This is a genomic window from Pseudomonas sp. A6 (genome assembly GCF_052367875.1).
Lineage (GTDB): Bacteria > Pseudomonadota > Gammaproteobacteria > Pseudomonadales > Pseudomonadaceae > Pseudomonas > Pseudomonas citronellolis.
In genome coordinates, this window is the sequence record NZ_CP198970.1 from 608,113 (window position 1) to 632,299 (window position 24,187).

Annotated in this window: 20 protein-coding genes; 3 read left to right on the plus strand and 17 right to left on the minus strand. The window is 62.7% G+C overall.

Going from position 1 to position 24,187, the window contains the following annotated elements:
- Position 1: 1 nt before the first annotated feature.
- Positions 2-784, minus strand: coding sequence for a bifunctional demethylmenaquinone methyltransferase/2-methoxy-6-polyprenyl-1,4-benzoquinol methylase UbiE (gene ubiE, locus ACTWJ5_RS02730; RefSeq protein WP_301502022.1), 783 nt, complete (start codon positions 782-784; stop codon positions 2-4).
- 130 nt (positions 785-914) lie between these two features.
- Between ubiE and ACTWJ5_RS02735 the strand changes: the two genes are divergently transcribed.
- The 3 genes from ACTWJ5_RS02735 (at position 915) to ACTWJ5_RS02745 (ending at position 2,828) form a co-directional block, all read left to right on the plus strand.
- Positions 915-1,190 carry a polyhydroxyalkanoic acid system family protein gene (locus ACTWJ5_RS02735; RefSeq protein ID WP_074984207.1) on the plus strand — a complete coding sequence of 92 codons (276 nt, stop codon included), beginning with the start codon at positions 915-917 and terminating at the stop codon, positions 1,188-1,190.
- A 305-nt stretch (positions 1,191-1,495) separates the two neighbouring features.
- Positions 1,496-1,918: a phasin family protein gene (locus ACTWJ5_RS02740; protein ID WP_074984204.1), complete on the plus strand. Its 423-nt coding sequence runs from the start codon at positions 1,496-1,498 to the stop codon at positions 1,916-1,918.
- A 10-nt stretch (positions 1,919-1,928) separates the two neighbouring features.
- Positions 1,929-2,828: a phasin family protein gene (locus ACTWJ5_RS02745; RefSeq protein WP_444437419.1), complete on the plus strand. Its 900-nt coding sequence runs from the start codon at positions 1,929-1,931 to the stop codon at positions 2,826-2,828.
- A 61-nt stretch (positions 2,829-2,889) separates the two neighbouring features.
- Here the strand turns inward: ACTWJ5_RS02745 and ACTWJ5_RS02750 are convergent, their stop codons facing one another.
- The 16 genes from ACTWJ5_RS02750 to ACTWJ5_RS02825 all read right to left on the minus strand — a co-directional run bounded on the left by ACTWJ5_RS02750 (position 2,890) and on the right by ACTWJ5_RS02825 (position 24,185).
- On the minus strand, positions 2,890-3,504 hold the full coding sequence (locus ACTWJ5_RS02750; protein WP_444437420.1) for a TetR/AcrR family transcriptional regulator: 615 nt from the start codon (positions 3,502-3,504) through the stop codon (positions 2,890-2,892).
- A 320-nt stretch (positions 3,505-3,824) separates the two neighbouring features.
- Positions 3,825-5,507, minus strand: coding sequence for a class II poly(R)-hydroxyalkanoic acid synthase (gene phaC / locus ACTWJ5_RS02755; RefSeq protein WP_074984197.1), 1,683 nt, complete (start codon positions 5,505-5,507; stop codon positions 3,825-3,827).
- Between the two features lie 178 nt (positions 5,508-5,685).
- The gene (gene phaZ / locus ACTWJ5_RS02760) at positions 5,686-6,696 is read right to left on the minus strand and encodes a poly(3-hydroxyalkanoate) depolymerase (protein ID WP_444437421.1); all 1,011 of its coding nucleotides are present in this window, start codon (positions 6,694-6,696) and stop codon (positions 5,686-5,688) included.
- Positions 6,693-8,372 carry a class II poly(R)-hydroxyalkanoic acid synthase gene (phaC, locus tag ACTWJ5_RS02765; RefSeq protein WP_249918033.1) on the minus strand — a complete coding sequence of 560 codons (1,680 nt, stop codon included), beginning with the start codon at positions 8,370-8,372 and terminating at the stop codon, positions 6,693-6,695. Before phaC (ACTWJ5_RS02765) ends, phaZ begins: the two co-directional genes overlap by 4 nt.
- Positions 8,373-8,768: 396 nt before the next feature.
- Positions 8,769-9,140 (minus strand): gamma-butyrobetaine hydroxylase-like domain-containing protein, encoded by a 372-nt coding sequence (locus tag ACTWJ5_RS02770; protein ID WP_444437422.1) that lies wholly within the window; start codon positions 9,138-9,140, stop codon positions 8,769-8,771.
- Positions 9,141-9,282: 142 nt separating this feature from the next.
- Positions 9,283-10,623: an ATP-dependent protease ATPase subunit HslU gene (gene hslU, locus ACTWJ5_RS02775; protein WP_089392891.1), complete on the minus strand. Its 1,341-nt coding sequence runs from the start codon at positions 10,621-10,623 to the stop codon at positions 9,283-9,285.
- A gap of 29 nt (positions 10,624-10,652) precedes the next feature.
- Positions 10,653-11,189: an ATP-dependent protease subunit HslV gene (hslV, locus tag ACTWJ5_RS02780; protein WP_024128800.1), complete on the minus strand. Its 537-nt coding sequence runs from the start codon at positions 11,187-11,189 to the stop codon at positions 10,653-10,655.
- 155 nt (positions 11,190-11,344) lie between these two features.
- Entirely contained in the window at positions 11,345-12,133 is a 789-nt protein-coding gene (locus tag ACTWJ5_RS02785) for an SPOR domain-containing protein (RefSeq protein ID WP_444437423.1), read from the minus strand.
- A 6-nt stretch (positions 12,134-12,139) separates the two neighbouring features.
- Positions 12,140-13,879, minus strand: a complete 1,740-nt coding sequence (gene argS, locus ACTWJ5_RS02790; protein WP_444437424.1) for an arginine--tRNA ligase — start codon at positions 13,877-13,879, stop codon at positions 12,140-12,142.
- 351 nt (positions 13,880-14,230) lie between these two features.
- Positions 14,231-15,283, minus strand: a complete 1,053-nt coding sequence (locus ACTWJ5_RS02795; protein ID WP_444437425.1) for a hypothetical protein — start codon at positions 15,281-15,283, stop codon at positions 14,231-14,233.
- 18 nt (positions 15,284-15,301) lie between these two features.
- Positions 15,302-16,351: a hypothetical protein gene (locus tag ACTWJ5_RS02800; RefSeq protein WP_444437426.1), complete on the minus strand. Its 1,050-nt coding sequence runs from the start codon at positions 16,349-16,351 to the stop codon at positions 15,302-15,304.
- Positions 16,352-16,369: 18 nt separating this feature from the next.
- Positions 16,370-17,422: a hypothetical protein gene (locus ACTWJ5_RS02805; protein ID WP_444437427.1), complete on the minus strand. Its 1,053-nt coding sequence runs from the start codon at positions 17,420-17,422 to the stop codon at positions 16,370-16,372.
- 22 nt (positions 17,423-17,444) lie between these two features.
- Positions 17,445-18,503, minus strand: a complete 1,059-nt coding sequence (locus ACTWJ5_RS02810) for a hypothetical protein (RefSeq protein ID WP_444437428.1) — start codon at positions 18,501-18,503, stop codon at positions 17,445-17,447.
- A 22-nt stretch (positions 18,504-18,525) separates the two neighbouring features.
- A complete protein-coding gene (locus tag ACTWJ5_RS02815) occupies positions 18,526-19,584 on the minus strand; it encodes a hypothetical protein (protein ID WP_444437429.1) in 1,059 nt (352 codons plus the stop codon).
- Positions 19,584-22,397 (minus strand): hypothetical protein, encoded by a 2,814-nt coding sequence (locus ACTWJ5_RS02820; RefSeq protein ID WP_444437430.1) that lies wholly within the window; start codon positions 22,395-22,397, stop codon positions 19,584-19,586. The genes ACTWJ5_RS02815 and ACTWJ5_RS02820 overlap by 1 nt, the downstream gene beginning before the upstream one ends.
- Before the next feature lie 1,002 nt (positions 22,398-23,399).
- Entirely contained in the window at positions 23,400-24,185 is a 786-nt protein-coding gene (locus tag ACTWJ5_RS02825; RefSeq protein ID WP_249918027.1) for a DUF4123 domain-containing protein, read from the minus strand.
- Positions 24,186-24,187: the final 2 nt, after the last annotated feature.

Here is a 24,187-nt window from a genome sequence, read left to right on the forward strand (position 1 = left end):
TTCAGGGCTTGATGCCGCGGTGCAGGGCGACCACACCGCCGGTCATGTTGTGGTAGGTGACGCGGTCGAAACCGGCCTCGACCATCATCGACTTCAGGGTTTCCTGGTCCGGGTGCATGCGGATCGACTCGGCCAGGTAGCGGTAGCTCTCGGCGTCGTTGGTGACCAGCTTGCCCATCAGCGGCAGCAGGGTGAAGGAGTAGGCGTCGTAGGCCTTGGACAGCAGGCTGCTGGTGGGCTTGGAGAATTCCAGCACCAGCAGGCGCCCGCCCGGCTTGAGCACCCGCAGCATGGAGCGGATGGCCGCGTCCTTGTGGGTGACGTTGCGCAGGCCGAAGGCGATGCTCACGCAGTCGAAGTGGTTGTCCGGGAAGGGCAGCTTCTCGGCGTCGGCCTGGACGAACTTGACGTTGCCGGCCACGCCGCTGTCCAGCAGCTTGTCGCGGCCGACCTTGAGCATGGAGGCGTTGATGTCCGCCAGCACCACCTCGCCGGTGGGGCCGACCAGGCGCGAGAACTGGCGGGTCAGGTCGCCCGTGCCGCCGGCGATGTCGAGCACGCGGTTGCCGGCGCGCACGCCGGACAGCTCGATGGTGAAGCGCTTCCACAGGCGGTGGACGCCGCCGGACATCAGGTCGTTCATCAGGTCGTACTTGGCGGCGACCGAGTGGAACACTTCGGCGACCTTCTCGGCCTTCTCGCTCTCGCGCACGGTCTTGTAGCCGAAGTGCGTGGTGGGGTCGGCGGGGCCCTGGTCCCCGGCGGGTTTGCGCGGCTCGCTCATGGCGTTTCTACCCTGGAAGTCAGTGGCGGGCATTCTAACAGGATGTGGGAAAAACGCCGCCCCGGGGCGCGGGGTGCGGCGAAACGTCGTGCGGCGTATCATCCACCGGTCTGTCATTCCGGAGTCGCCCATGTCCCGCATCCACGTCGAACGTCCCCATTGCCTCGGCCGCGAAGCCGCCCGCGAGAAGGCCCAGAAGCTGGCCGAGAAGCTCGCCCGCGAGCACGGCGTGAGCTACGAGTGGCAAGGTGACGTGCTGGCCTTCAAGCGCAGCGGCGTGGACGGGCGCATCGAGGTGGGCGAGGACCGCGTGGCGGTGGAGGTCAAGCTGGGCCTGCTGCTGTCGGCCATGGGCGGGATGCTCAAGGGCGAGATCGAGCGCGCGCTGGACAAGGCGCTGGCCTGACCGGGCCGCACTCGCACTTTGTAGGAGCGAGCTTGCTCGCGAACCCTTCGGTTCCCTTCCAGCTTCCAATATCGTCATCCCCGCGAACGCGGGGAACCAGAGGCTCTGGGCTCCCGCGTTCGCGGGAGTGACGTCTGCGATTTTTGGCGCGGGTGGTGGTTCGCGAGCAAGCTCGCTCCTACGCAAAGCGGTTCGGCAGGTCTGCCGGCTGGTATGTGTTTTCTAATTTTCCCCGATACCTTGCACTCAAGCTCGCAACGCTGCGGGCCTCTACGGACCCCCGAGAACAGTGTGAGGAAACCATCATGGCCAAGGTCGCCAGCAAGAAGAAAGTCGAGAAAGCCGTCAGCGAGTCGTCCCTGATCACCGACGTCAAGCACTACGCCCGCCAGATCTGGCTGGCCGGCCTGGGCGCCTATGCGCGCGTCGGCGCCGAAGGCACCGAGTACTTCAAGTCGCTGGTGAAGGAAGGCGAAGGCCTGGAAACCAAGGGCCGCCAGCTGGTGACCGAGCAGGTCGAGTCGGCCAACGACAGCGTCAAGAGCAGCGTCTCGCTGGTGAAGGACAAGTTCGAGGTGCAGCTGGACAAGGTCGAGAAGGCTTTCGACAGCCGCGTGGCCTCCGCGCTGAACCGCATGGGCATTCCGTCGCGGCAGGATGTCGAGGCGCTCTCTGCTAAGCTTGATGAGCTGAGCGCGGTGCTCGAGCGTGTCGCGAAAACTCATTGAGGAGAGCGGGATGGCTGGCAAGAAAACTACCGATAAAAAAGAGTCCAGTTGGGTCGGCGAGATCGAGAAATACTCGCGGCAAATCTGGTTGGCTGGTCTGGGGGCTTACTCGAAGGTCAGCAAGGACGGCAACAAGCTGTTCGAGACCCTGGTCAAGGATGGCGAGAAGGCCGAGAAGCAGGCCCGGACCGAAGTCGATAAATCCGTCGGCGCGGTGAAGTCCACCGCCCGTTCGGCGCGTTCCAAGGTCGACGAGGTGAAGGACCGCGCCCTGGGCAAGTGGGGTGAGCTGGAGGAGGCGTTCGACAAGCGCCTGAACAGCGCCATCTCGCGCCTGGGCGTGCCGAGCCGCAACGAGGTGAAGGACCTGCATGCGAAGGTCGAGACCCTGACCAAGCAGATCGAGAAACTCACCGGCGTCAGCGTCAAGTCGGTGGCCAAGCCCGCCGCCGCCAAGGCCGCTGCCAAACCTGCGGCCAAGGCTGCAGTGAAGCCCGCGGCCAAGCCGGCTGCCAAGACCGCGGCGGCCAAGCCCGCTGCCAAGGCTGCTGCGAAACCGGCTGCGAAACCGGCTGCGAAGCCGGCGACCAAACCGGCTGCGGCCAAGGCCGCGGCGAAGCCTGCCGCCAAGCCTGCTGCTGCGAAGGCCGCGGCGAAACCGGCTGCGAAGCCGGCCGCCAAACCGGCTGCCGCCAAGCCTGCGGCGAAACCGGCTGCTGCGAAACCGGCTGCCAAGCCGGCTGCGGCGAAGAAGCCGGCGGTGAAGAAGCCCGCAGCGCCCAAGGCGGCCAAGCCTGCTGCAGCGGCCACGCCGGCCGCGGCTCCGGCTCCGGCGGCCACCCCGGCGCCGGCTGCGGCAGCTCCGGTCGCTCCGGTAGCGGCTCCGGTCACGCCGCCGACCCAGGCCTGACGCGTTACCCGTGGTACCCGACGCCCGGCCTCGTGCCGGGCGTCTTCATTTCGGCTGCGCCTCAGGCGTTCAGGTAGCGCTGCGCCAGGCGCTCGGCTGTGAGCCGCGAGTCGCCGCGCAGGTGCGGCGCCACCAGCATCATCACCTGGTAGACCACCAGGCGTATCTCGCCTTCGCGGCCGAGGATGCGCTGGTAGTCCAGGGAGAACAGCAGGGTCAGGGTGATCTGCTCCACCAGTTGGCCGAGGGCGTCGGTGTCGCTGGTCAGCTCGCCGTCGGCCTTGAGCCGGGCGAGCAGGGCGGCCAGGGTGCGCTTGAGCGCGTTGAGCCAGCTGCGCATGCCGCGGGCCAGCTTGGGCAGGCGCCCGGCCAGGTTGGAGAGGTCCTGGAAGAGGAAGCGGTAGTGCGCCAGGCGCTCGACGATCAGGTGCAGGAACAGCCAGTAGTCCTCGGCCCCCAGGTGCGCGTCGGCGGGCGGGTCGAGCAGCGGCTGCAGCTCTTCCTCGAAGCGGGCGAACAGGGCCAGCACCAGCGGCTCCTTGCCGTGGAAGTGGTAATACAGGTTGCCGGGGCTGATGCCCAGCTCGGTGGCGATCTCCAGGGTGGAGACGTTGGGTTCGCCCTGCTCGTTGAACAACAGCAGGGCGCATTCGAGGATGCGGTCGCGGGTTTTCATCCGTGTGCTGGTTCTGGCCTCGGGAGGTTCGACGATAGCCGGGGCGGGGCGCGCCGGCCAGTCCCTCGAAAGCGTGAGGGGGTGGGTTTTTCGTGGGAGATCCGGCTATCGCGGACAGAGTCCGCTCCTATCGTACGGGCGGGTACGGCTTCTCGTAGGAGCGAGCTTGCTCGCGAACACACTCCGCTGCGGGGCTCGTTCGCGAGCAAGCTCGCTCCTACGAAGAGCATCCCGGCTGCACCGAAGTGCCTTTCGTAGGATGGGTATCGCTTCGCTCCACCCATCCTACGGGGTGTCGTGTCAGGACGTGCAACGGCTGTTCACCGCTCGTGCACGTAAGTCCCCGGCGCCGCTTCCATCGGCGGGTGCTCGGCGTTGCCCAGTTCGAAGCTCACCGGCCGGCGTTCGCCCGAGCGTTCCTGGATCCACGCCAGCCACACCGGCCACCAGCTGCCTTCCTGGCGCTGGGTGTCGTAGTACCAGGCGCGCGGGTCGGAGGCGAGCTTGCCGTTCTCGAAGTAGCAGGCCTTGGGGTTGCCCGGCGGGTTGAGGATGCTCTGGATGTGCCCGCTGTTGGACAGCATGAAGCGGCTGTCGCCACCCAGCAGCAGGGCCGAGCGGTAGACCGCGTCCCAGGGGGTGATGTGGTCGGTGATGCCGGCGACGTGGAAGTTGTCCACCGCCACCTTCTTCAGGTCGATGGGCGTGCCGCAGATTTCCATGGCGCCGGGGCGGGCCAGCGGGTTGTGCTTGAAGAAGTCGAGGAAATCGCCGTGCAGCGCCGCCGGCAGGCGGGTGTTGTCGTTGTTCCAGTAGAGGATGTCGAAGGCCGGCGGCAGCTTGCCCAGCAGGTAGTTGTTGACCCAGTAGTTCCACACCAGGTCGTTGGGGCGCATCCAGGCGAACACCTTGGCCATGTCCTTGCCCTCCAGCACGCCGTGCTGGTAGGAGCGGCGCTTGGTGCTTTCCAGCGTCTGCTCGTCGGCGAACAGCGCCGCCGGGGTCTCCACCTGGCTGTCCAGCAGGCTCACCAGGTAGGTGGCGCTGCTGATTTTGCGCAGTTGCCGGCGCGCCTGCAGGTGGCCTTGCAGCGCGGCGATGGTCAGGCCGCCGGAGCAGGCGCCCATCAGGTTGACGCTGCGGCTGCCGCTGATCGAGCGGACCACCTCGATGGCCTCGTCCAGGGCCTTCACGTAGGTCGACAGGCCCCATTCGCGGTGGCGCGCATCGGGGTTGCGCCAGCTGACCATGAACAGCTGCAGGTTGTTCTTCAGGGCGTACTGGACGAAGCTCTTTTCCGGGCTCAGGTCGAAGATGTAGTACTTGTTGATCTGCGGCGGGACGATCAGCAGCGGCTTGGCGTGCAGGTGCTCGCCCAGGGGCTTGTACTGGATGAGTTCGAGCATCTCGCTGCGGAACACCACGGCGCCCGGGGTGGTGGCCAGGTTGCGGCCGACCTCGAAGGCGTGCTTGTTGACCTGGCTGGGCATGCCGCCGTTGTGCAGCAGGTCGTCGAGCAGGTGGCGGCCGCCCTTGAGCAGGCTCTGCCCGCCGGTGTTGAACAGCTCCTTCACCGCCAGCGGGTTGATCAGGCTGTTGGTCGGCGCCATGGCGTCGGCGAACAGCGACAGCAGGAAGCGCGCGCGGGCGCGGTCGTCACCGTCCAGGTCGCTCTCGTCGATCCACGCCAGCAGTTGCTGCTGCCAGGCCAGGTAGGCCTGCAGGGTGCGCCGGTAGAAGGGGTTGAGGCGCCAGGACGGGTCCTGGAAGCGGGCGTCCTGGGGGTTGGGCTGCAACGGCGAGTCACCCAGCAGCACGTGGCCCATCTGCTTGCCGAAGGCCGCCAGGTGGCGGGCGCTGTGCAGCGGCCGGCGCACGCCCTGGACGGCGAGCTGGCGCAGGGTGGACAGCATGTCCTTGCCGCGCAGGCCGACCATGGCGCTCTGGGCGTTCATGAAGTCGGCGGGGGCCGGCAGCCTGCCGGTGCTGGAGTTCTCTCGCATGTGCAGCTCTCCCTGGGAAAAGAACCGTCGTCAGTCGGGCGCAGCAAGGCCCGTACCAGAATCGGCGCAGGTGCATTCCTGACGCACGCAAGGGCTGAAGCATAGGCACGAATCGGCGCGCCTGCCGGTCACCGACGATGAACGTGCACTGTTACGAGGCGATGATCGAGGCCGGGGGTCAGCCGGCCTTGGGGGCGAACGGGCGCGGGTGCATGACCGCGCGCTGCCGTTCCTCGGCGAGGAACTTCATGATGATCGGCGCCACCGTCTCGGCGCGGGTCACCAGGAACAGGTGGCCGTCGTCGATCACGTGCAGCTCCGCGTTGGGGATGCGCCAGGCCAGCAGGCGCATGTTCACCAGCGGGATGATCGGGTCGTCGTCGCCGGCCAGCACCAGGGTCGGCTGCTGGATGCGGTGCAGCCAGTGGATGCTGGTCCAGCCCAGGCCGGCGAACAGCTGCCAGTAGTAGCCCAGCTTGCCCGAGGAGCGCACCTTGGCGGCGAAGGCCATGGCTAGCCGGGGATCGCGGCGGAAGGCCCCGCCGTAGATGTCCGGGGCGATGTGCGCGCCATAGGACGGCTGGATGTAGCGCCGCGGGCTGGCCATGCGCCAGAGCACCTTGGGCTTGCCCGGGACCATCACCGCCCCGGCGGCGGTGGCCGCCAGGATCAGCTTCTTGCAGCGCTCGGGGTAGTCGTGGGCGAACTGCTGGGCCAGGGCCCCGCCCCAGGACACGCCGATGGCGGTGACCTGCCCGTAGTCGAGGTAATCGAGCATGCGCGCGGCCAGCTTGGCCAGGCCGGGGAAGCGGTAGGGCGTGCTCGGCGTGGACGAGCCGCCGACGCCGGGCACGTCGAAGGCGATCACCTCCAGGTCCGGGTCCAGCGCGGCGACGAAGGGGAACACCAGCTCCAGGTTGGCGCCGATGCCGTTGAAGATCAGCAGCGGCGTCATGTGCCCCTTGCCCGGGCGCACGGCGGTGCGGATGGTCTGCCCGTCGAGGTCGATGGTGCGGAACACGAAGGGCTGCGGCGCGAGCACGCGCGCCCGCGTCTCGGCCGGCTGCTGCGGCTCGGCCGCCTTGGCGGCGGGGCGCGTCTTGCGCTGGCGCGTGGCCTGCGGCGCCGGCTCGGGCTGGGCCGGCGCGTCCTGCTGCGCGGTGGCGTCGGGTAGGTTTTCTGTCTTCATCGTTCGTGTACGTAGGTGCCGGGGGATGCTTCGCCAGCCGGGTGGGCCTTGTTGCCCAGGGCGGTCGGCGCCTTTTTCAGCTTGCCCGCGCGCTCGGCCAGCCACTGTTGCCAGTGCAGCCACCAGGAGTCGGCGTGCTTGCTCGAGTTTTCCTGCCAGGTCTTCGGATCGACGGACAGGTCCGGGCCGGTCATGAAGCGGGCCTTGGGGTTGCCCGGCGGGTTGAGGATGCTCTGGATGTGCCCGCTGTTGGAAAGGATGAACTCGCACTTGCCGCCGAGCAGGCGCGCCGAGCGGTAGCAGGCTTCCCAGGGGGTGATGTGGTCGCTGAGGCCGGCCACGCAGTAGAAGTCGCAGGTGACCTGCTTGAGGTCGATGGGCGTGCCGCCCACTTCCAGGGCGCCGGGGCGCGTCAGCGGGTTGCTCTTGAACATCTCCACCAGCTCGCCGTGCAGCGCGGCCGGCAGGCGCGTGGTGTCGTTGTTCCAGAACAGGATGTCGAAGGCCGGCGGCTCGTTGCCCAGCAGGTAGTTGTTGACCCAGTAGTTCCAGATCAGGTCGTTGGGGCGCATCCAGGCGAACACCTTGGCCATGTCCTTGCCCTCCAGCACGCCGGACTGGTAGGAGCGGCGCTTGGCGGCCTCGAGGGTCTTCTCGTCGGCGAACAGGGCGACGGTGGTGTCCAGCTCGAAGTCCAGCACGCTGACCATCTGGGTGAAGGCGTGCACCTTCTCCTCGCCCAGGGCCGCGTAGTGGCCGAGCAGGGTGACGGTGGTGATGCCGCCGGAGCAGGCGCCGAGCATGTTCAGGTCCTTGCTGCCGGTGATGGCCAGGACCACGTCGATGGCTTCCTTGAGTGCTTCGATGTAGGTGGTCAGGCCCCATTCGCGCTGGGCCTTGGTCGGGTTGCGCCAGCTGATGATGAAGGTCTGCACCTGGTTGCGCAGGCAGAAGCGCGCCAGGCTCTTCTCCGGCGACAGGTCGAAGACGTAGAACTTGTTGATCTGCGGCGGCACCACCAGCAGCGGGCGTTCATGCACGCTCTCGGTGATCGGCCGGTACTGGATCAGCTCCAGCACGTCGTTGCGGAACACCACGGCGCCCTCGGTCAGGGCCAGGTTCTTGCCCACCTCGAAGGCGTCCATGTTGACCTGGCTGGGCATGCCGCCGTTGTTCACCAGGTCCTTGGCCAGGTGGCTCAGGCCGTCGAGCAGGCTCTTGCCGCCGGTCTCGAAGAAGCGTTTGACCGCGGCCGGGTTGCTCAGGGTGTTGGTCGGCGCCATGGCTTCGGTCATGAGGTTGATGACGAACTGGCCGCGGTTGATGTCCTGGGGCGACAGGTCGCTGTTGCCGATCCACTGATGCAGCTCCTTGCGCCAGGCCAGGTAGGTCTGCAGGTAGCGGCGGTACAGCGGGTTCTGGCTCCAGGCCGGGTCGTTGAAGCGGCGGTCGTCGTCGGCCGGGCGCAGCTCCGAGGTACCGAGCAGGACATTCTTCAGCTCCAGGCCGAAATGGCCGACGTGCTTGACGCTGTGGAAGGGCTGCCGGAGAGCCTGCAGCAGCACCATGCGGGCAGTGGACAACAAATCCTTGCCGCGAATGCCTATCACCGGGTTGAGGTTCAGGGTGTTTTCCGCGGCTTGCTGGGGCAGATCGTTGTTCTTCTTTTCGGTCATCGGCGACGCTCCATTGTCCTGAGACGAATACTGGCGGGGCTGCACCTAGGTGACGGGCCAAGTACTGCTCGGGTTAGCGGAACGTGGAGCAGGCTCCACGCATGTCAACACTTGGCGGCATCGCTGGGGTCCTGGGCCCGCGTCTGCAACGGCGTTGCACTGACTTGGTTACCCGAGATTCCCCCGCCGCGCAAGCTGGTGCAGCGTGGTTCCCTGCGCCCGAGTATGTCGCGAAAGATTAGAAAACGCGCCCTAGAGCGCTCGCTCGTCCGCAGCTCGAATACAGGAAACACGCGGTTTCCAGTGTGCAGGGCGAATGTTGCAAATGACGTGCCCTGATCGGGGGCAGGAGGATGGCGAGGCGCCGGCGCTCGGTAAACCGGCGCAAAGGTGGGTTCAGAGCATCAGCCGGACCACCGACTCGTCGGGGTCGCGGGACTTGCCGGCGGCGGCCAGCTCGGTGAGGTATTCGGCCCACAGCTGGTCCTTGCGGGTACACAGTTGGTAGAGGTAGTCCCAGCTGTACAGGCCGCTGTCGTGGCCGTCGTCGAAGGTCAGCTTGAGCGCGTACTGCCCGGCCGGCTCCAGGCCGATGAGGGCGACGTTCAGCTTGCCGACCTGCAGCACCGGGTTGCCATGGCCCTGCACCTCGGCCGAGGGCGAGTGCACGCGCAGGAACTCGGCGGAGAGGTCATAGGACTGCTCGCCGTACTTCAGCGAGAGCGTGCGCGAGGCCTTGTGCAACTGGATGGCGGTGGGGATGTGCATGGGGGCTCCCGCATAGAGGCTTGGAGGCTGGAGGCTGGAGGCTGGAGGCTGGAGGCTGGAGGCTAGGAGCGTACGGCACCGTCGCCGGGACAAAGCTTTTCGCTCTTGCCTATAGCCTTCAGCCTATAGCCTCTAGCGGCTGTTAGAGAATATACCGCGACAGGTCCTCGTCCTGGGCCAGCTCGCCCAGGTGGCCGTTGACGTAGGCGGCGTCGATCACGATCGGCTTGTCGCTGTGCTCGCTGGCCAGGTCCGCCGCATCGAAGGAGACTTCCTCCAGCAGGCGTTCCAGCAGCGTGTGCAGGCGGCGGGCGCCGATGTTCTCGGTCTTCTCGTTGACCTGCCAGGCGATCTCCGCCAGGCGCTGGATGCCGTCGTCGGCGAAGGCGATGTCCAGGCCCTCGGTCTTGAGCAGCGCGGTGTACTGCTCGGTGAGCGAGGCGTGCGGCTCGCGCAGGATGCGCTTGAAGTCGTCCGGGGTCAGGGCCTTGAGCTCGACGCGGATCGGCAGGCGGCCCTGCAGCTCCGGCACCAGGTCGCTGGGCTTGGACAGGTGGAAGGCGCCCGAGGCGATGAACAGGATGTGGTCGGTCTTGACCATGCCCAGCTTGGTGTTGACGGTGCAGCCCTCGATCAGCGGCAGCAGGTCGCGCTGTACGCCCTCGCGGGAGACGTCGGCGCCGCCGACGTTGCCGCGCTTGGCGATCTTGTCGATCTCGTCGATGAAGACGATGCCGTTCTGCTCCACGGCTTCCAGGGCGCGGGCCTTTAGGTCCTCTTCGTTGACCAGGCGCTGGGCCTCCTCGTCGCGGATCAGCTTCATGGCCTCGGCGACCTTCAGCTTGCGCGTCTTGCGCTTGCCCTTGCCCATGTTGGAGAACAGGTTCTGCAACTGGTTGGTCATCTCCTCCATGCCGGGCGGCGCCATGATTTCCACGCCGGCCGGGACGTCGGCCACTTCGATGTCGATTTCCTTGTCGTCCAGCTGGCCTTCGCGCAGGCGCTTGCGGAACAGCTGGCGGGTGTTGGAGTCCTCGCGCGCCGGCTCGTCGCCGAAGCCGGCGGTTCGCGCCGGCGGCAGCAGGGCGTCGAGGATGCGTTCCTCGGCGGCGTCCTCGGCGCGGTACTTGACCTTCTGCACTTCCTGCTCGCGGAGCATCTTGATGGCGGCGTCGGCCAGGTCGCGGATGATCGACTCGACGTCGCGGCCGACGTAACCGACCTCGGTGAACTTGGTCGCTTCCACCTTGATGAACGGGGCGTTGGCCAGCTTGGCCAGGCGCCGGGCGATCTCGGTCTTGCCGACGCCGGTGGGGCCGATCATCAGGATGTTCTTCGGCGTCACCTCGGCGCGCAGCTCGGCCGGCAGCTGCATGCGCCGCCAGCGGTTGCGCAGGGCGATGGCCACGGCGCGCTTGGCGTCGTCCTGGCCGATGATGTGGCGGTTGAGTTCGTGGACGATCTCGCGGGGAGTCATGGACATTTGTTCGGCTACTCCGGAGCGACAGGGCCTCAGACGGCGCTGTCGAGCTCCTCGATGGTGAGGTTCTGGTTGGTGAACACGCAGATGGAGCCGGCGATGTTCAGCGCCGTTTCGGCGATCTCGCGGGCGGACATGGCGTCATCGGCCTTCTGCAGCAGGGCCATGGCCGCGGCCTGGGCGAAGCCGCCGCCGGAGCCCATGGCGATCAGGCCGTGCTCGGGTTCGACCACGTCGCCGTTGCCGGTGATGATCAGTGAGGCGTCCTTGTTGGCCACCGCCAGCATGGCTTCCAGGCGGCTCAGGGAGCGGTCGGTGCGCCAGTCCTTGGCCAGCTCGACGGCGGCGCGGACCAGGTGCCCCTGGTGCTTTTCAAGCTGCTGTTCGAAGCGCTCGAAGAGGGTGAAGGCGTCGGCGGTGGCGCCGGCGAAACCGGCCAGCACCTGACCGTGGTAGAGGCGGCGGACCTTCTTCGCGTTGCCTTTCATGACGGTGTTGCCAAGGGAAACCTGGCCGTCGCCGCCCATGACGACTTTGCCGTTGCGGCGGACAGAAACGATAGTGGTCAAGGGGGAGTTCTCCACACAGCGGGGCATTGGTGCCCGAATGCGGAGTCATATGGGGATGAAGGACGCGGCCTTCAAGGCAGGGCGACGGACGTGCCTTGAAGGCGGCGTCCGACGGACGCCGCGCGAACCCGCCCAAGGCGGGCCCGCGCGGGGCTTCAGCGGGTCTGGCGCTGCTGTAACAGCAGGTTGCTGAAGCCGTTGGCCGACAGTTGTTTCTGCGCCGCGGAAACCTGCGAGCGGTCGCTGAACGGGCCGACCATCACCCGGTACCAGGTCTCGTCGCGCACCGCGCCGGATTCCACCCGCGCGCTCTGGCCGAGGAGGATCACCTGGGCGCGCACACGGTCGGCGTCGGCCTGCTTGCGGAACGAACCGGCCTGCAGGAAGAACTGGGTGGCGGCCACCGCCGGCGGGGCGATCGGCTTGCTCGCCGGGGCCGTGGCCGGCGGCGTGGCCTTGGCCTGGGCGGCCGGCTGCTGCGCCGTTGCCGGTTGCGGCGGCGTGGCCGGCTTGACCACCGCCGGCGGCGGCGGGGTCTGGCCGTTGAGCGCGGCCTGGGCGCGGGCGGCGTCGATCTTCGCCGCTTCCTCCGGGGTGTTGACCACCGTCGGTGTCTGCGGCTTCTCCGGCACGGCTTCCGGCGGCACCACCACTTCCGAGCCGGGCAGCAGGGTGTAGAAGTCGTACTTGGGCTTCACCGCCACCGCCGAGGGCTGCTGCGCCGGCGTGGCCGGCTTGGCGCCCTGGGCGATGCCCGGCTTCTGTTGCTCGGGCTTCTCCCGGCGCACTTCGTTGCGGCCCGGTTCCAGCTTCATCAGGAACATGATGAAGCCGCCGATGGCAAGGCCTGCGACCAGCCACACCCAGCCGGGGACCGAGGTCTTCTTGGCCGGGGCCTGGTAGCGGCTGGCGCCGCGCTTGGGAGCGGGTTTCTTCTTGGCCATGGAGGGTTACATGCGTTCCAGGGTTTCCAGGCCCAGCAGTTCCAGGCCCTGCTTGAGGGTGCGGCCCGTCAGTGCGGCCAGTTTCAGGCGGCTTTCCTGCTGCTCCGGGGTCTGCGCGGCGAGGATCGGGCAGTGCTCGTAGAAGCTGGAGAACAGCCCGGCCAGTTCGTACAGGTAGGCGCAGAGGATGTGCGGCACGCCCTTGAGCGCGACATTGTTGAGCAGGTCGCCGAACTGCGCCAGTTGCGCGGCCAGGGCCTGCTCCTGCGGGGCTTCCAGGACGATCTTGCCGCCGACCTCGTCATAGCCCTTGCCCAGCTTGCGGAAGATGCTGGCCACGCGGGTGTAGGCGTAGAGCAGGTAGGGCGCGGTGTTGCCCTCGAAGCTGAGCATCTGCTCGAAGTTGAAGCTGTAGTCGCTGGTACGGTGCTTCGACAGGTCGGCGTACTTCACCGCGCCGATGCCCACGGCATGGGCGATGTGGCGCAGCTCGGCGTCGCCCAGCTCGGGGTTCTTGGTCTTGACCAGGGTGTAGGCGCGTTCCTCGGCTTCGTTGAGCAGGTCGATCAGCTTCACGGTGCCGCCGTCGCGGGTCTTGAACGGCTTGCCGTCGGCGCCGTTCATGGTGCCGAAGCCCATGTGCTCCAGGTCCATGCCGGCCGGGACGAAGCCGGCGCGGCGCGCCACCTCGAACACCTGCTGGAAGTGCAGGGCCTGGCGCTGGTCGACGAAGTACAGCACGCGGTCGCAGTGCAGCACCTTGTTGCGGTAGCGCATCGCCGCCAGGTCGGTGGTGGCGTACAGGTAGCCGCCGCCGGCCTTCTGCACGATCACCGGCAGCGGGTTGCCCTCGGCGTTCTTGAACTCGTCGAGGAACACGCACAGGGCGCCGTCGTCCTCGGTCAGCAGGCCCTTGGCCTTGAGTTCGTCGACCACGTTGGCGAGGTCGTCGTTGTAGGCGCTCTCGCCCTTGACGTCGGCCATGGTCAGCTTCACGCCCAGCTGGTCGTAGACCTTCTGGCAGTGCGACAGGGAGATTTCGTTGAAGCGCGTCCACAGGCGCAGGCACTCGGCGTCGCCGGCCTGCAGCTTGACCACCAGCTCGCGGGCGCGGTCGGCGAACTCGGCGGACTCGTCGAAGCGCTTCTTGGCGGCGCGGTAGAAGACTTCCAGGTCATGCAGTTCGGCCTGGGCGTCCACCGGCTGCTCTTCCAGGTAGGCCAGCAGCATGCCGAACTGGGTGCCCCAGTCGCCCACGTGGTTCTGGCGGATCACGGTGTCGCCGAGGAATTCCAGCACGCGGGCCACGGCGTCGCCGATGATGGTCGAGCGCAGGTGGCCGACGTGCATCTCCTTGGCCAGGTTCGGCGAGGACATGTCGATGGCCACGCGCTGCGCCGGGCCGGCCTTGCGCACGCCCAGGTGGCCGTCGCCCAGGGCGGCGTCGAGGCTCGCGGCCAGCCAGGCCTGGTCCTGGAAGAAGTTGAGGAAGCCGGGGCCGGCGATCTCCACCTTGGCCACCTGTGGGTTGGCCGGCAGCGCGGCGACCAGCTTGGTCGCCAGGTCGCGCGGCTTCATGCCGGCGGGCTTGGCCAGCATCATGGCGATGTTGCTGGCGTAGTCGCCGTGGCTGCGGTCCTTGGTGGTCTCGACCTGGATGTCCGGGCTCAGCCCGGCCGGCAGGGTGCCGTCCTCGACGAGGCTGGCGAGGGCGTGCTGGATCAGCTGGCGGATGGTGTCTTTCATGGCGTTTCTCCGTGCTCGCGCGCGACTCGGGGCGCTCGACCGCATATCTGGCTCAGAACCGCGCATTATCGGTGCCCGGAGGGCGCAGCAGCAAGCCGTAAGCTTAAAGCTACAAGCAAAAGCCCATCTGGACCTTGATTTCTGCCAGGGTGGGAGAGGGCGGTGGGGCGTATACCCTACTGCGGCTATGGCGTATCGGGTCGTGATTGCCACTTAAAGAGCGCGCTGCAGTGTCTTTGCGAGCTGTCTTGTCAGGAGCGCCGGTGCTTCTTGGTATGAGCGGGCTTTCATTGAGGCTCTGAATATAACGGCCTCTTTCTTATATTGATGGCACCGTAAATCACTATCTTCCTAATTCAGATATTCGACATGCCGAGCCATCAGGTTGGGGCGCGAGAAGGTATCGATGGCCTCTATTTTCACTGTCATCTCACGGCAGTGAGCCTTGAAGGTTTCATCGTCCATATCGATCCAATAGCGAGGGTTGCGGCCGGTTTTGCGGTCATGCTCGGCAATGATCGGGTCGTTGGCGCGGTACTCTTCCAGCGCTGGCGTGTCGGGCAGAGGACGACTGGTATCCATGTAGTTCTGAAGTAGATCCCAGAGTGCACAAACTTCCTGCGGAGTCTGTTCGGCTCCGAGCAATGCGCCGACCTTGACCCGGATATCGCGGTAGCGATGCATCAGGAATAGCACATTGAGCGGGGAACCTTGGCGATCCGGGCTGGTATGGATATAGGCATCGAATTCATAGAATGGTGCGGTGACTTCACCGATCACACCGGTCTTTTTGAAGGTCTTGTAGTCATACAGCGTGACGAGACCTGTTCGGCGATTCAAGTCCCAGAGTGGGCCTTTGGGAGGGCGGAACCAAAATGCCGGGAAGAATTTAGAAACTATATCTCCTAATATCCAGCATAGAGCGGGCGGGGCTATAAATACCAATATAGTATAGCGATACGATAGCAGGAGGTTAATCCAATTCTGCTTGTCGACAATTAGTTCAAATAAATACAAACATATGGTGAGAAAAGCTAATACAAAGAAACTGAACCTTCCTATGGGGCCAACCAAAAGCCAGAACTGAGAGAAAAATGGAAGTCTAGACATCTTGAGGCTCTCATGATTGTACCTTTGATGCAGCTCCACGCCGTCGAAGGGTGTTTCTTTATAGGTACCATTGGCCAATTGTTCAGATTTTTCCTGACTATTCTGCTCATGCAGACGCATGATCTCAGGCGTTAAAAACTCTAAAAGATTGGAGGGGACAACATCCTGCGTACTTCCCCAAGGCAGACGTGTGCAGGAAAATTCCTGGTACAGACCTCGCGCCTGCGAGGCTGGTTGATCCGGAGTCCGGTCCGGACGATAGCTGGTAGGCGAGTAGTAGTCCTGGCTTGTCATCAAGTTCCTTGCATCCCCCTAGCCTGTGTATTCGACATGCCTAGCCATCAGGTTGGGGCGCGAGAAGGTGTGGATGGCTTCTATTTTTACTGCCATCTCACGGCAACGGGCTTTGAAGGTCTCATCGTCCATGTCGATCCAATAGCGAGGGTTGCGGCCGGTCTTGCGGTCATGCTCGGCAGTGATTGGGTCGTTGGCGCGGTGCTCTTCCAAGCTCGGCACGTCGGGTAATGGCCGGCTGGTATCCATAAAGTTCTGTAGGTAGTCCCAGAGGGCGCAGACCTCTTGTGGCGTCTGCTCCGCTCCGAGCAGTGCACCGACCTTGACTCGGATATCGCGGTAGCGATGCATCAGGAACAGTACATTGAGCGGGGAACCTTGGCGATCCGGGCTGGTATGGATATAGGCATCGAATTCATAGAAAGGCGCGCTGACTTCACCGATCACTCCGGTCTTTTTGAAGGCTTTATAGTCATACAGCGTGACGAGACCTGTTCGGCGATTCAAATCCCAGAGTGGACCTTTGGGAGGACGAAACCAAAGTTTTGGAAAGTAATTTATTATTATATGACCTATAGTCCAAGAAGTTACACATGGCCCAACCGTTAAGGCTAAACTTTCAGCCAAGTGCTTTATGGCTGATTCAGGCTCGTTCAGTTTGCTGAGAGTGGCTAGCCAGACCAATGAGACGAGAACTGAAAAAATAATAGTTCCAAATCTTCCCATAGCCTCAAGCACAAGCCAAAACTGAGATCTAAATGGAAGCCTTGCTAGCCTTATATGCTCATGATCATATTTTTGGTGAAAATCCACTTTATCAAAGGGCGTTGGTTTGAAAGTACCGCTAGATATCTGCTCGGCTTTTTCTTTACGGTTTCTTTCATCCCTACGCATGTCCTCTGGGGAGGAGGCTTTCATGAGATTGGAGGGTTCAAGCTCCTGCGTACATCCCCAAGGCAGGCGCGTGCACGAAAAAATTTTATATAAATCACGCGTAAGAGATGCCGGTTGGTCTGGGATTCGATCTGGTCGATAACTGGTCAAGGAATAGTAATCTTGGCTTGTCATCAAGTTCCTGGCATCCCCCTAGTCTGTGTATTCAACATGTTTAGCCATCAGGTTGGGGCGGGAGAAAGTGTCGATAGCATCTATTTTCACGGCCATTTCACGGCAGCGGGCTTTGAAGGTCTCATCGTCCATGTCGGCCCAATAGCGAGGATCACGGCCGGTTTTGCGGTCATGCTCGGCAGTGATCGGGTCTTTGGAACGGTATTCTTCCAGCGCTGGTGTGTCGGGCAGAGGACGGCTGGTATCCATGTAGTTCTGAAGCAGATCCCAGAGTGCGCAAACCTCTTGGGGGGGCTGATCCGCGCCGAGTAGCGCACCGACCTTTACGCGAATGTCGCGATAGCGATGCATCAGGAATAGCACATTGAGCGGTGCGCCCTGGCGGTCTGGACTGGTGTGAATATAGGCGTCGAATTCATAGAAGGGAGCGCTGATTTCGCCAATCACACCGGTCTTTTTGAAGGACGTATAGTCATACAGCGTGACGAAGCCTGTACGTCGGTTCAAATCCCAGTATGGGCCTTTGGGAGGGCGGAACCAAAGTCTAGGGAAGAAATTAGAAACTATATTGCCAATTATCCAGAGTAGAGCGGGTGGGGCGACAAATATCAAGATGATATTTTGGTATGATAGTAGCAGGTCAACCCAGTTCTGTTTTCCTGAAATTAATTCAATGAAGTAAATTGATGCAATTAAGGGAAGTAATATGAAGAAGCTAAATTTGCCTATGGGGCCAATAAAAAGCCAAAATTGAGAGTTAAATGGAAGCCTGGACATTCTGAGGTTTTCATGGTCATACCGTTGATGTAATTCCATTCCGTCAAAGGATGTTGCTTGGTAGGTACCGTTGGCCAGTCGCTCAGACTTTTCCTGAGCATTCTGTTCATGCATGCGCATAGTGCTGGGCGATAAGAACTCCAGAAGATTGGAAGGGATGACATCCTCCGTACTTCCCCAAGGCAGGCGTGTGCAGGAAAATTTCTGATACAGACCTCGCGCCTGCGAGGCTGGTTGATCCGGAATCCGATCCGGACGGTAGCTGGTAGGCGAGTAGTAGTCCTGGCTTGTCATCAAGTGCCTGCCTTGCATCCCCCTAGCCTGTGTATTCGACATGCTTAGCCATCAGGTTGGGGCGCGAGAAGGTATCGATGGCGTCTATTTTTACCGCCATCTCATGGCTGCGGGCCTTGAAGGTCTCATCGTCCATATCGGTCCAATAGCGAGGGTTACGGCCGGTTTTGCGGTCATGCTCGGCAGTGACCGGGTCGTTGGCGCGGTATTCTTCCAGCGCTGGTGTGTCGGGCAGAGGACGGCTGGTATCCATATAGTTCTGAAGCAGATCCCAGAGTGCACAAACTTCCTGCGGAGTCTGTTCGGCTCCGAGCAATGCGCCGACCTTGACTCGGATATCGCGGTAGCGATGCATCAGGAACAGCACATTGAGCGGGGAACCTTGGCGATCCGGGCTGGTATGGATATAGGCATCGAATTCATAGAATGGTGCGGTGACTTCACCGATCACTCCGGTCTTTTTGAAGGCTTTGTAGTCATACAGCGTGACGAGGCCTGTTCGGCGATTCAAGTCCCAGAGTGGGCCTTTGGGCGGGCGAAACCAAACACTAGGGAAGTAGTCAACAACAATTTTTCTAACTCCCCAGCACAACAGCAAAGGAATCAGGACTGGCAGATACCCTTGCAGTGATAGATACCACTCGCCACTCTCCCACTCATAGTCGCTCAATTTTGATAAAATGAATGGATAAGTTATTAAGAATATTAGAAGGAGAAAGATTGTAGATATTTTTCCGAAGAGTCCCAAGATCAGCCAGAACTGGGAGCTGGCTGGAAGCATAGCCACTCTAAGATTTTGGTGATCATATTTTTGATGTAGCTCTACATCGTCGAAAGGAGTTTTCTTATAAGTTCCATTTTTCAGTTGCTCAGATTTTTTCTGATGCATCTGCTCATGCCTGCGTATAGCTTGGGGCGTTAAAAAGCCCAGAAGATTGGAGGGGATAACATCCTGCGTACTTCCCCAGGGCAGACGTGTACATGAGAATTTCTGATATAAGTCTCGCGCCTGCGAGGCTGGCTGGTCTGGAGTCCGGTCCGGACGATAGCTGGTAGGCGAGTAGTAGTCCTGGCTTGTCATCAAGTGCCTGCCTTGCATCCCCCTAGCCTGTGTATTCGACATGCTTAGCCATCAGGTTGGGGCGCGAGAAGGTATCGATGGCTTCTATTTTTACTGCCATCTCACGGCAATGGGCTTTGAAGGTCTCATCGTCCATGTCGATCCAATAGCGAGGGTTGCGGCCGGTCTTGCGGTCATGCTCGGCAGTGATCGGGTCGTTGGCGCGGTACTCTTCCAGCGCTGGTGTGTCGGGCAGAGGACGGCTGGTATCCATGTAGTTCTGAAGCAGATCCCAGAGCGCACAAACTTCCTGCGGAGTCTGTTCGGCTCCGAGCAATGCCCCGACCTTGACCCGGATATCGCGGTACCGATGCATCAGGAACAGCACATTGAGCGGGGAACCTTGGCGATCCGGGCTGGTATGGATATAGGCATCGAATTCATAGAAAGGCGCGCTGATTTCACCGATCACACCGGTCTTTTTGAAGGCTTTGTAGTCATACAGCGTGACGAGACCTGTTCGGCGATTCAAGTCCCAGAGTGGGCCTTTGGGAGGGCGGAACCAAAAGCCAGGAAAATAATTAACAACGATATGTCCTACTGCCCAACACACTAGAGTTGGGATGAGTATGGGCAGATATCCTGATAGCAATTTGTACCACTCTCCAGCTTCCCACTGGTAAGTACTTAGCTTTGATAAAATTAATAAGTAGCTGATTGGAAATGCCACCATAAAAAAGATGGTTGATATTTTTCCGAAAAACTCCAGTATCAACCAAAATTGGGAGCTGCCTGGTAATCTGGCCATTCTAAAATTCTGGTGATCATATTTTTGATGTAGCTCTACATCGTCGAAAGGAGTTTTCTTATAGGTTCCATTTTTCAGCTGCTCAGATTTTTCCTGATGTATCTGGTCATGCCTGCGTATAGCTTGGGGCGTTAAAAAGCCCAGAAGATTGGAGGGGATAACATCCTGCGTACATCCCCAGGGCAGACGAGTGCAGGAAAATTTCTGATACAGACCTCGCGCCTGCGAGGCTGGTTGATCCGGAATCCGATCCGGACGGTAGCTGGTAGGCGAGTAGTAGTCCTGGCTTGTCATCAATTGCTTGCCTGATGGGTTTGCTCGTCGGCCCAGAAGGGGCGCCCTGTACTGCCGAAGTCCGGCTTGGCGTACTCCGGCCCATAAACCGTTGCCGCCTTGATGCCTGGCGTGGGGAATATACGGTTTTGCCCTGCGCCCTGAAGGATGAACTGCGCCCGCACGGCCCAGCGCTGGGCCAGAAACTGTTCCGGCTTGTGGGGTTGCAACACATGGACAGCCGGCGTCTGGAAGTACAGTTCCAGTGCATCGGGAAACAGCCGCTGGGCCAGCGGCGCCTGGGGTGGCTCGTGAGTCGCCGAGCGGACCTCCGTATAGGCGGCTTCGCCTTTTACGTTGACGGTATGCACCGGGCGCAACCGGCATTCGGCGCGAATGTCGACGTTACCCAGGTTCGCCAGCAAGCCGGGCAAGGCGCTTTCCAGGCGGATCAACGTGTTGGCCTGGCGGACGCGGAAGGGAATCGGCTCGTTTACATCCAGTTTGGCGGCGGGTTCGAAGCGGGGATTGGGCTGGATGCTGATGCGGATATTCGCGAGCACGCCCACCAGGCGGTAGAACGCCTCGTCGGAGTTAAGTAGGTGGGCGGCCTTTTCGCCCTGCCCTTCGCCAAAGGGACCATTGCTTAGCCAGTCCTGCAAAGGCGTAGAGGACAATGCGTAGACCAGGCCTGCCCCTGCGCCGACCAGTAGCAGGCAGAGCCAACCCGCAGGGGTAAGGCCGAGGAAAGTGGCACTGCCAGCCAACCAGCCTCCCGCCGCCCCAATCAGTGCGCCACTGGCCATGAGCAGGTAGCCATACATGGCTTGATCATGCCATTGCCAAGCGTACCAAGCGTCGTAAAGACTCACACCGCAGAATACTATTCCAGCAAAGGATTGCAGTATCAGCCGCCCCGTGATGCTTTCTATTATCGAGATCCCTAACTCCCCCATGGCTTTTGTAATTACCTGTGGGACCCGAAATAGAGTTTTACGTGCTATAGTTAGGGAAGACTGGTTGCCAGCCAACTTGACCGTCAGAGCCTCCATAGCAACCAACGTGTCAAAAATAGCACTTAAAGTCCCACTAACTGACCTATATTGCCCTTTCTCTCGTGTGTTCTGATCCCACGCATTCCACTCCGCCCTCACATTCCACATCTCCAACATCAACACCGCTGCTGAAAACGGTGTGGAATTGAGTATGCGATAGGCCCGCGCATTCTTCTGCTCTTGCAGTGCTCCCACCGCTTCGCTCAGCGCGGCGCCGCGTACCTGTGCCTCCCGGGCGGCAACCTCGGCGGCGGCGTCGGCGGCCTGGGCCGCGGTGAGGCGCTTGTTCATCTCGCCGACCAGGCGCGCGGTCGAGTGGTTGCGGGGGATGGCGATGACCCAATGATCGCCTTTCACGATGTCGTCGCCCTGGATGCGCTGGCGGTCGGTGCTGCCCAGCACCTTGCCTTGCGGGCTGAGGTATTCGCCATAGTAGCGGGTGGCCGTGCGCGGCCGGGTCGGCAGGTCTTCCATGCCGAACAGGTAGTGAGTGGTCCTGTCGAATTGGTTACGCCGCACGAATACGGCGTAGCCGAAGGTGCCCGGCAGCATGCTGCGCAGTTGCTGCAGCCCGGGGCCATGCAGGCCAAGGGTGATCGGCCGGCCTTGCCGGCCAAGCTGCCGCCGCGTCTGGGCGAGGCGGGCGTCGGCGCTCTTGGCGGCCTGCTGGGTGGCATTGGCGTTGGCGATGGCCTGGCTGGACAACTGACGCACGTTGTCCAGCGCGTCCTGGGCGACTTCCATCGCCCCTTGCAAGGTGTCGAAAACGCTCATCAGCGCGCCGTTGAGGTTTTTGCCGCCGAGCGTCAGGAAGCTGTCCAGGCTGGCGCCGGCGAGCAAGGCGCCGAGCAGTGTTTCATCGAGGGTGAGCCAGTTGTCGGCGGGCGGGACCACGGCGTTTTCCAGCTTCGCCAGTTCTTCTCCACGGAATTGCCCGGTTCCCGGATTGGGCGCGACGGGTTTGGGTTCGTGCGCCTTGCAGAGCCGGGGCTCGTCCACGTCGGGCCAGAGCAGGCGATGCAGGGGGGACCGGGTGTCTTGCTGGAGCTTCGCGAGGAACTTCTGCCCCTCGCTGACGCGCGGGCTGGTGGGGCTGCCGTTACCCGTGGCGTCGTTGAGATCGCCAGTCGGCGCGAGGGGGTCGACCTGTGCAGGATTCAGCGCCAGACAGGCCAGGGTGCGCGTCGTGGCATGCAGCGCGCCCAGGTACTGGAATCCCTCCAGGCTCAGGTGATCGGCCAGCGTGGCGACGCTACGCGTCTGTTCCAGCGCTTCACGCAGCAGGTTCTGCGCGGACATGAAGCCTTGCCACGCCTCGATACGCTCGAGTACCGCGGTATTGCGATTGATATCGTACAACCCCTGGCGGCTGAGCTTGTCGATCTCCTTGTGCAGTGGATTGGGCTTGCCTTGCAGGGTGCGGGCGACAACCAGCTGTTGCACCAGCAATGCGCTGCCATGGTTGGGCTGCGTGGCGGCGTGGCGGGCACAGACCTGCAGCAGCTGACGATGATTGTCTATGCGGCTTTCCAGGTGGCGCATGCGATACCGCGCATCGTCCAGAAGCACGCCGCAGAGCTGCCGTGGGCGTACCTTCGCCAATACGTCCGTCGCTCCCGGCTGCGCTTGCCAGACATCTTCCTCCGGCGGCGCCGCTTCCCCCGCCGGCGGTTGCGCCGTTTTCAGGCTTCTCGACAGGGCATCGGCGACGGCGCTCAGTTCCAGCAGGTGAGTCGGGCTGGTCTTTTCTCCCAGCATGCCCTGGTTGAGGAAGGCCATCGCCCGTCGGTATTCCTGATCGGGAAACTGACCGCTGAGGTCGCAGAGGTAGCGGGCGGGGTGCTCCAGCAGATACTCGAAGATCTGTGCGCGGGCGCGCTGGGGGGGCGACCAGCGAAAGCGGGAAGGCGCGGTGGTCCAGGTTCAAGCGCGCGACCTGCGCCGGCACGCTGGTGGATACGGAAACACTGTCGCGGGCGTCGAACTGCGAGAAATGCTCGAGCATGGCGGCGCCATCCGGCTTGCCCCGATAGAGGTCCTTGAAGACGCGCGAGCTTGCCTGCAGCCGGAACGACTGGCAGCGTCGGGCCAGTTCGTCGGGATGGCATTCGAGGAAGTTCAGGCGCGCGGCTCCCAGCTGTATCTCCGAGTAGCAGAGGCGCAGGTCCGAGACGTCCCGGTCGTTCCATCGGGCCGGTAGCCAGATATCTTCCAGCCCCTGCCCCGTGGCCTGGCGTACCTCGGGTTTGAAGCCCTGGCCGGTGCGGTAGCGCGCGACATCGATGTCATGGAAGAGCGTCTTGTCGCTATCGGTGCGAATCTCCAGCTCGCGCCACAACTTGTCTCGATAGAAGACATAGAGGTAACCGGGGCGGCACAGCACGGGCGCACCGAGGTCGTAAGGGCTCTTGGCGCCCCTCAGGGCGGTGAGGGGTAGCACGGGGATGACCTGGTTCCACTGCGCGTCAGCTTGCCTGGGGGTCACCCGCAGGTCGTCGCATAGCGGCACCCGGATGGGGCTCCCTTTCTGCGAGGCGATTTCCAGCCAGAGATGACGCTTGGGTTGCCCGCTCCAGTCCCACACATGCAGAACGCTGCTGCACAGTTCGTCGGCGAGGTTCTCCGGCTTGCCCTGCTTGGTGAGCCACTCCTGCTGCTGGCTATCCTTGTCATCGTAAATCACCAGTTTCTGGCTGGCCGGATGTTCCTTGCCGATAACCTGAACGATGAGTTTGCCGGTCTCGCACGCCGGGCCTCCGCCCAGTTTGCCGATCGATGCGGTCATATATGGTCTTCCTTGTTCATGCTGCCTTGCCGCAGGTGCTCTTCCAGGTAGGCCAGGCGCTCGTCTGCGGTATTTCCGGAGAGTTCCGCGGGCGCCTTCTGGCCGCGATAGGCGACACGAAGGTCGAGGTAGCGCGACATGGGGTCGCTTTCCTCGAAGCCAACGGCCAACCCTTCTCCGAAGTACTCCCAGGCTTCGGCGAAGGGCTGCCCGGGTGTTTCCAGCCACTGGAAGACAAAATGTTCTCGCTGTTGTTGCAGCAATGCGGCTTCCTGCTCGGCGCTGAGGCAGGGGGGCAGCGAGTCCTGGGGGGAGACCCAGCGTTCGAACCGCGGGTTGTCCCGATTCCTCCAGCCTTCGCGCCCCTCGGCCTTTTCGCGCCAGGTCCCGCCATGCCAGCCGAGTCTCTCGATCGGCCCCATCCAGCGGGCCTGTTCCTCCATATTGGCCGAAAAGAAGTAACTGGCGGTTCGAGGGCTCCAGTAGCGCAGCAGGCCCCGGCGCAAGCCACCGTCGAAACGCACCACGAGAATCCGGCGGAGATGACCGAGCAGGGTGCGCTCGTCGGCCCGGCTGTGGATCAACAGGCCCGGCCACTGTTCGGGGGCTTCCTGGAACGCCGACAGCAATGCCTGCCCCGCGGGCATCCATACCGGGCTCTGATCGACGTAGAGCGACAGTTCGGTCTGATGGAAGAGCCGGCGTGGAGCGCGGCCTTCTCCGAGCAGTGCGAGGCGCTGGAGCAGGTCGTCCGAATGGTCCAGCAGAACGGAGGTTGGCATGT

Bases quoted from the DNA above. Each gene is read 5' to 3' on its own strand.
- ubiE (WP_301502022.1), bottom strand. From the start codon at position 784: ATGAGCGAGCCGCGCAAACCCGCCGGGGACCAGGGCCCCGCCGACCCC.
- ACTWJ5_RS02735 (WP_074984207.1), top strand. From the start codon at position 915: ATGTCCCGCATCCACGTCGAACGTCCCCATTGCCTCGGCCGCGAAGCC.
- ACTWJ5_RS02740 (WP_074984204.1), top strand. From the start codon at position 1,496: ATGGCCAAGGTCGCCAGCAAGAAGAAAGTCGAGAAAGCCGTCAGCGAG.
- ACTWJ5_RS02745 (WP_444437419.1), top strand. From the start codon at position 1,929: ATGGCTGGCAAGAAAACTACCGATAAAAAAGAGTCCAGTTGGGTCGGC.
- ACTWJ5_RS02750 (WP_444437420.1), bottom strand. From the start codon at position 3,504: ATGAAAACCCGCGACCGCATCCTCGAATGCGCCCTGCTGTTGTTCAAC.
- phaC (WP_074984197.1), bottom strand. From the start codon at position 5,507: ATGCGAGAGAACTCCAGCACCGGCAGGCTGCCGGCCCCCGCCGACTTC.
- phaZ (WP_444437421.1), bottom strand. From the start codon at position 6,696: ATGAAGACAGAAAACCTACCCGACGCCACCGCGCAGCAGGACGCGCCG.
- phaC (WP_249918033.1), bottom strand. From the start codon at position 8,372: ATGACCGAAAAGAAGAACAACGATCTGCCCCAGCAAGCCGCGGAAAAC.
- ACTWJ5_RS02770 (WP_444437422.1), bottom strand. From the start codon at position 9,140: ATGCACATCCCCACCGCCATCCAGTTGCACAAGGCCTCGCGCACGCTC.
- hslU (WP_089392891.1), bottom strand. From the start codon at position 10,623: ATGTCCATGACTCCCCGCGAGATCGTCCACGAACTCAACCGCCACATC.
- ACTWJ5_RS02785 (WP_444437423.1), bottom strand. From the start codon at position 12,133: ATGGCCAAGAAGAAACCCGCTCCCAAGCGCGGCGCCAGCCGCTACCAG.
- argS (WP_444437424.1), bottom strand. From the start codon at position 13,879: ATGAAAGACACCATCCGCCAGCTGATCCAGCACGCCCTCGCCAGCCTC.
- ACTWJ5_RS02795 (WP_444437425.1), bottom strand. From the start codon at position 15,283: ATGACAAGCCAGGACTACTACTCGCCTACCAGCTATCGTCCGGACCGG.
- ACTWJ5_RS02800 (WP_444437426.1), bottom strand. From the start codon at position 16,351: ATGACAAGCCAAGATTACTATTCCTTGACCAGTTATCGACCAGATCGA.
- ACTWJ5_RS02805 (WP_444437427.1), bottom strand. From the start codon at position 17,422: ATGACAAGCCAGGACTACTACTCGCCTACCAGCTACCGTCCGGATCGG.
- ACTWJ5_RS02810 (WP_444437428.1), bottom strand. From the start codon at position 18,503: ATGACAAGCCAGGACTACTACTCGCCTACCAGCTATCGTCCGGACCGG.
- ACTWJ5_RS02815 (WP_444437429.1), bottom strand. From the start codon at position 19,584: ATGACAAGCCAGGACTACTACTCGCCTACCAGCTACCGTCCGGATCGG.
- ACTWJ5_RS02820 (WP_444437430.1), bottom strand. From the start codon at position 22,397: ATGGCCTTCCTCAACCAGGGCATGCTGGGAGAAAAGACCAGCCCGACT.
- ACTWJ5_RS02825 (WP_249918027.1), bottom strand. From the start codon at position 24,185: ATGCCAACCTCCGTTCTGCTGGACCATTCGGACGACCTGCTCCAGCGC.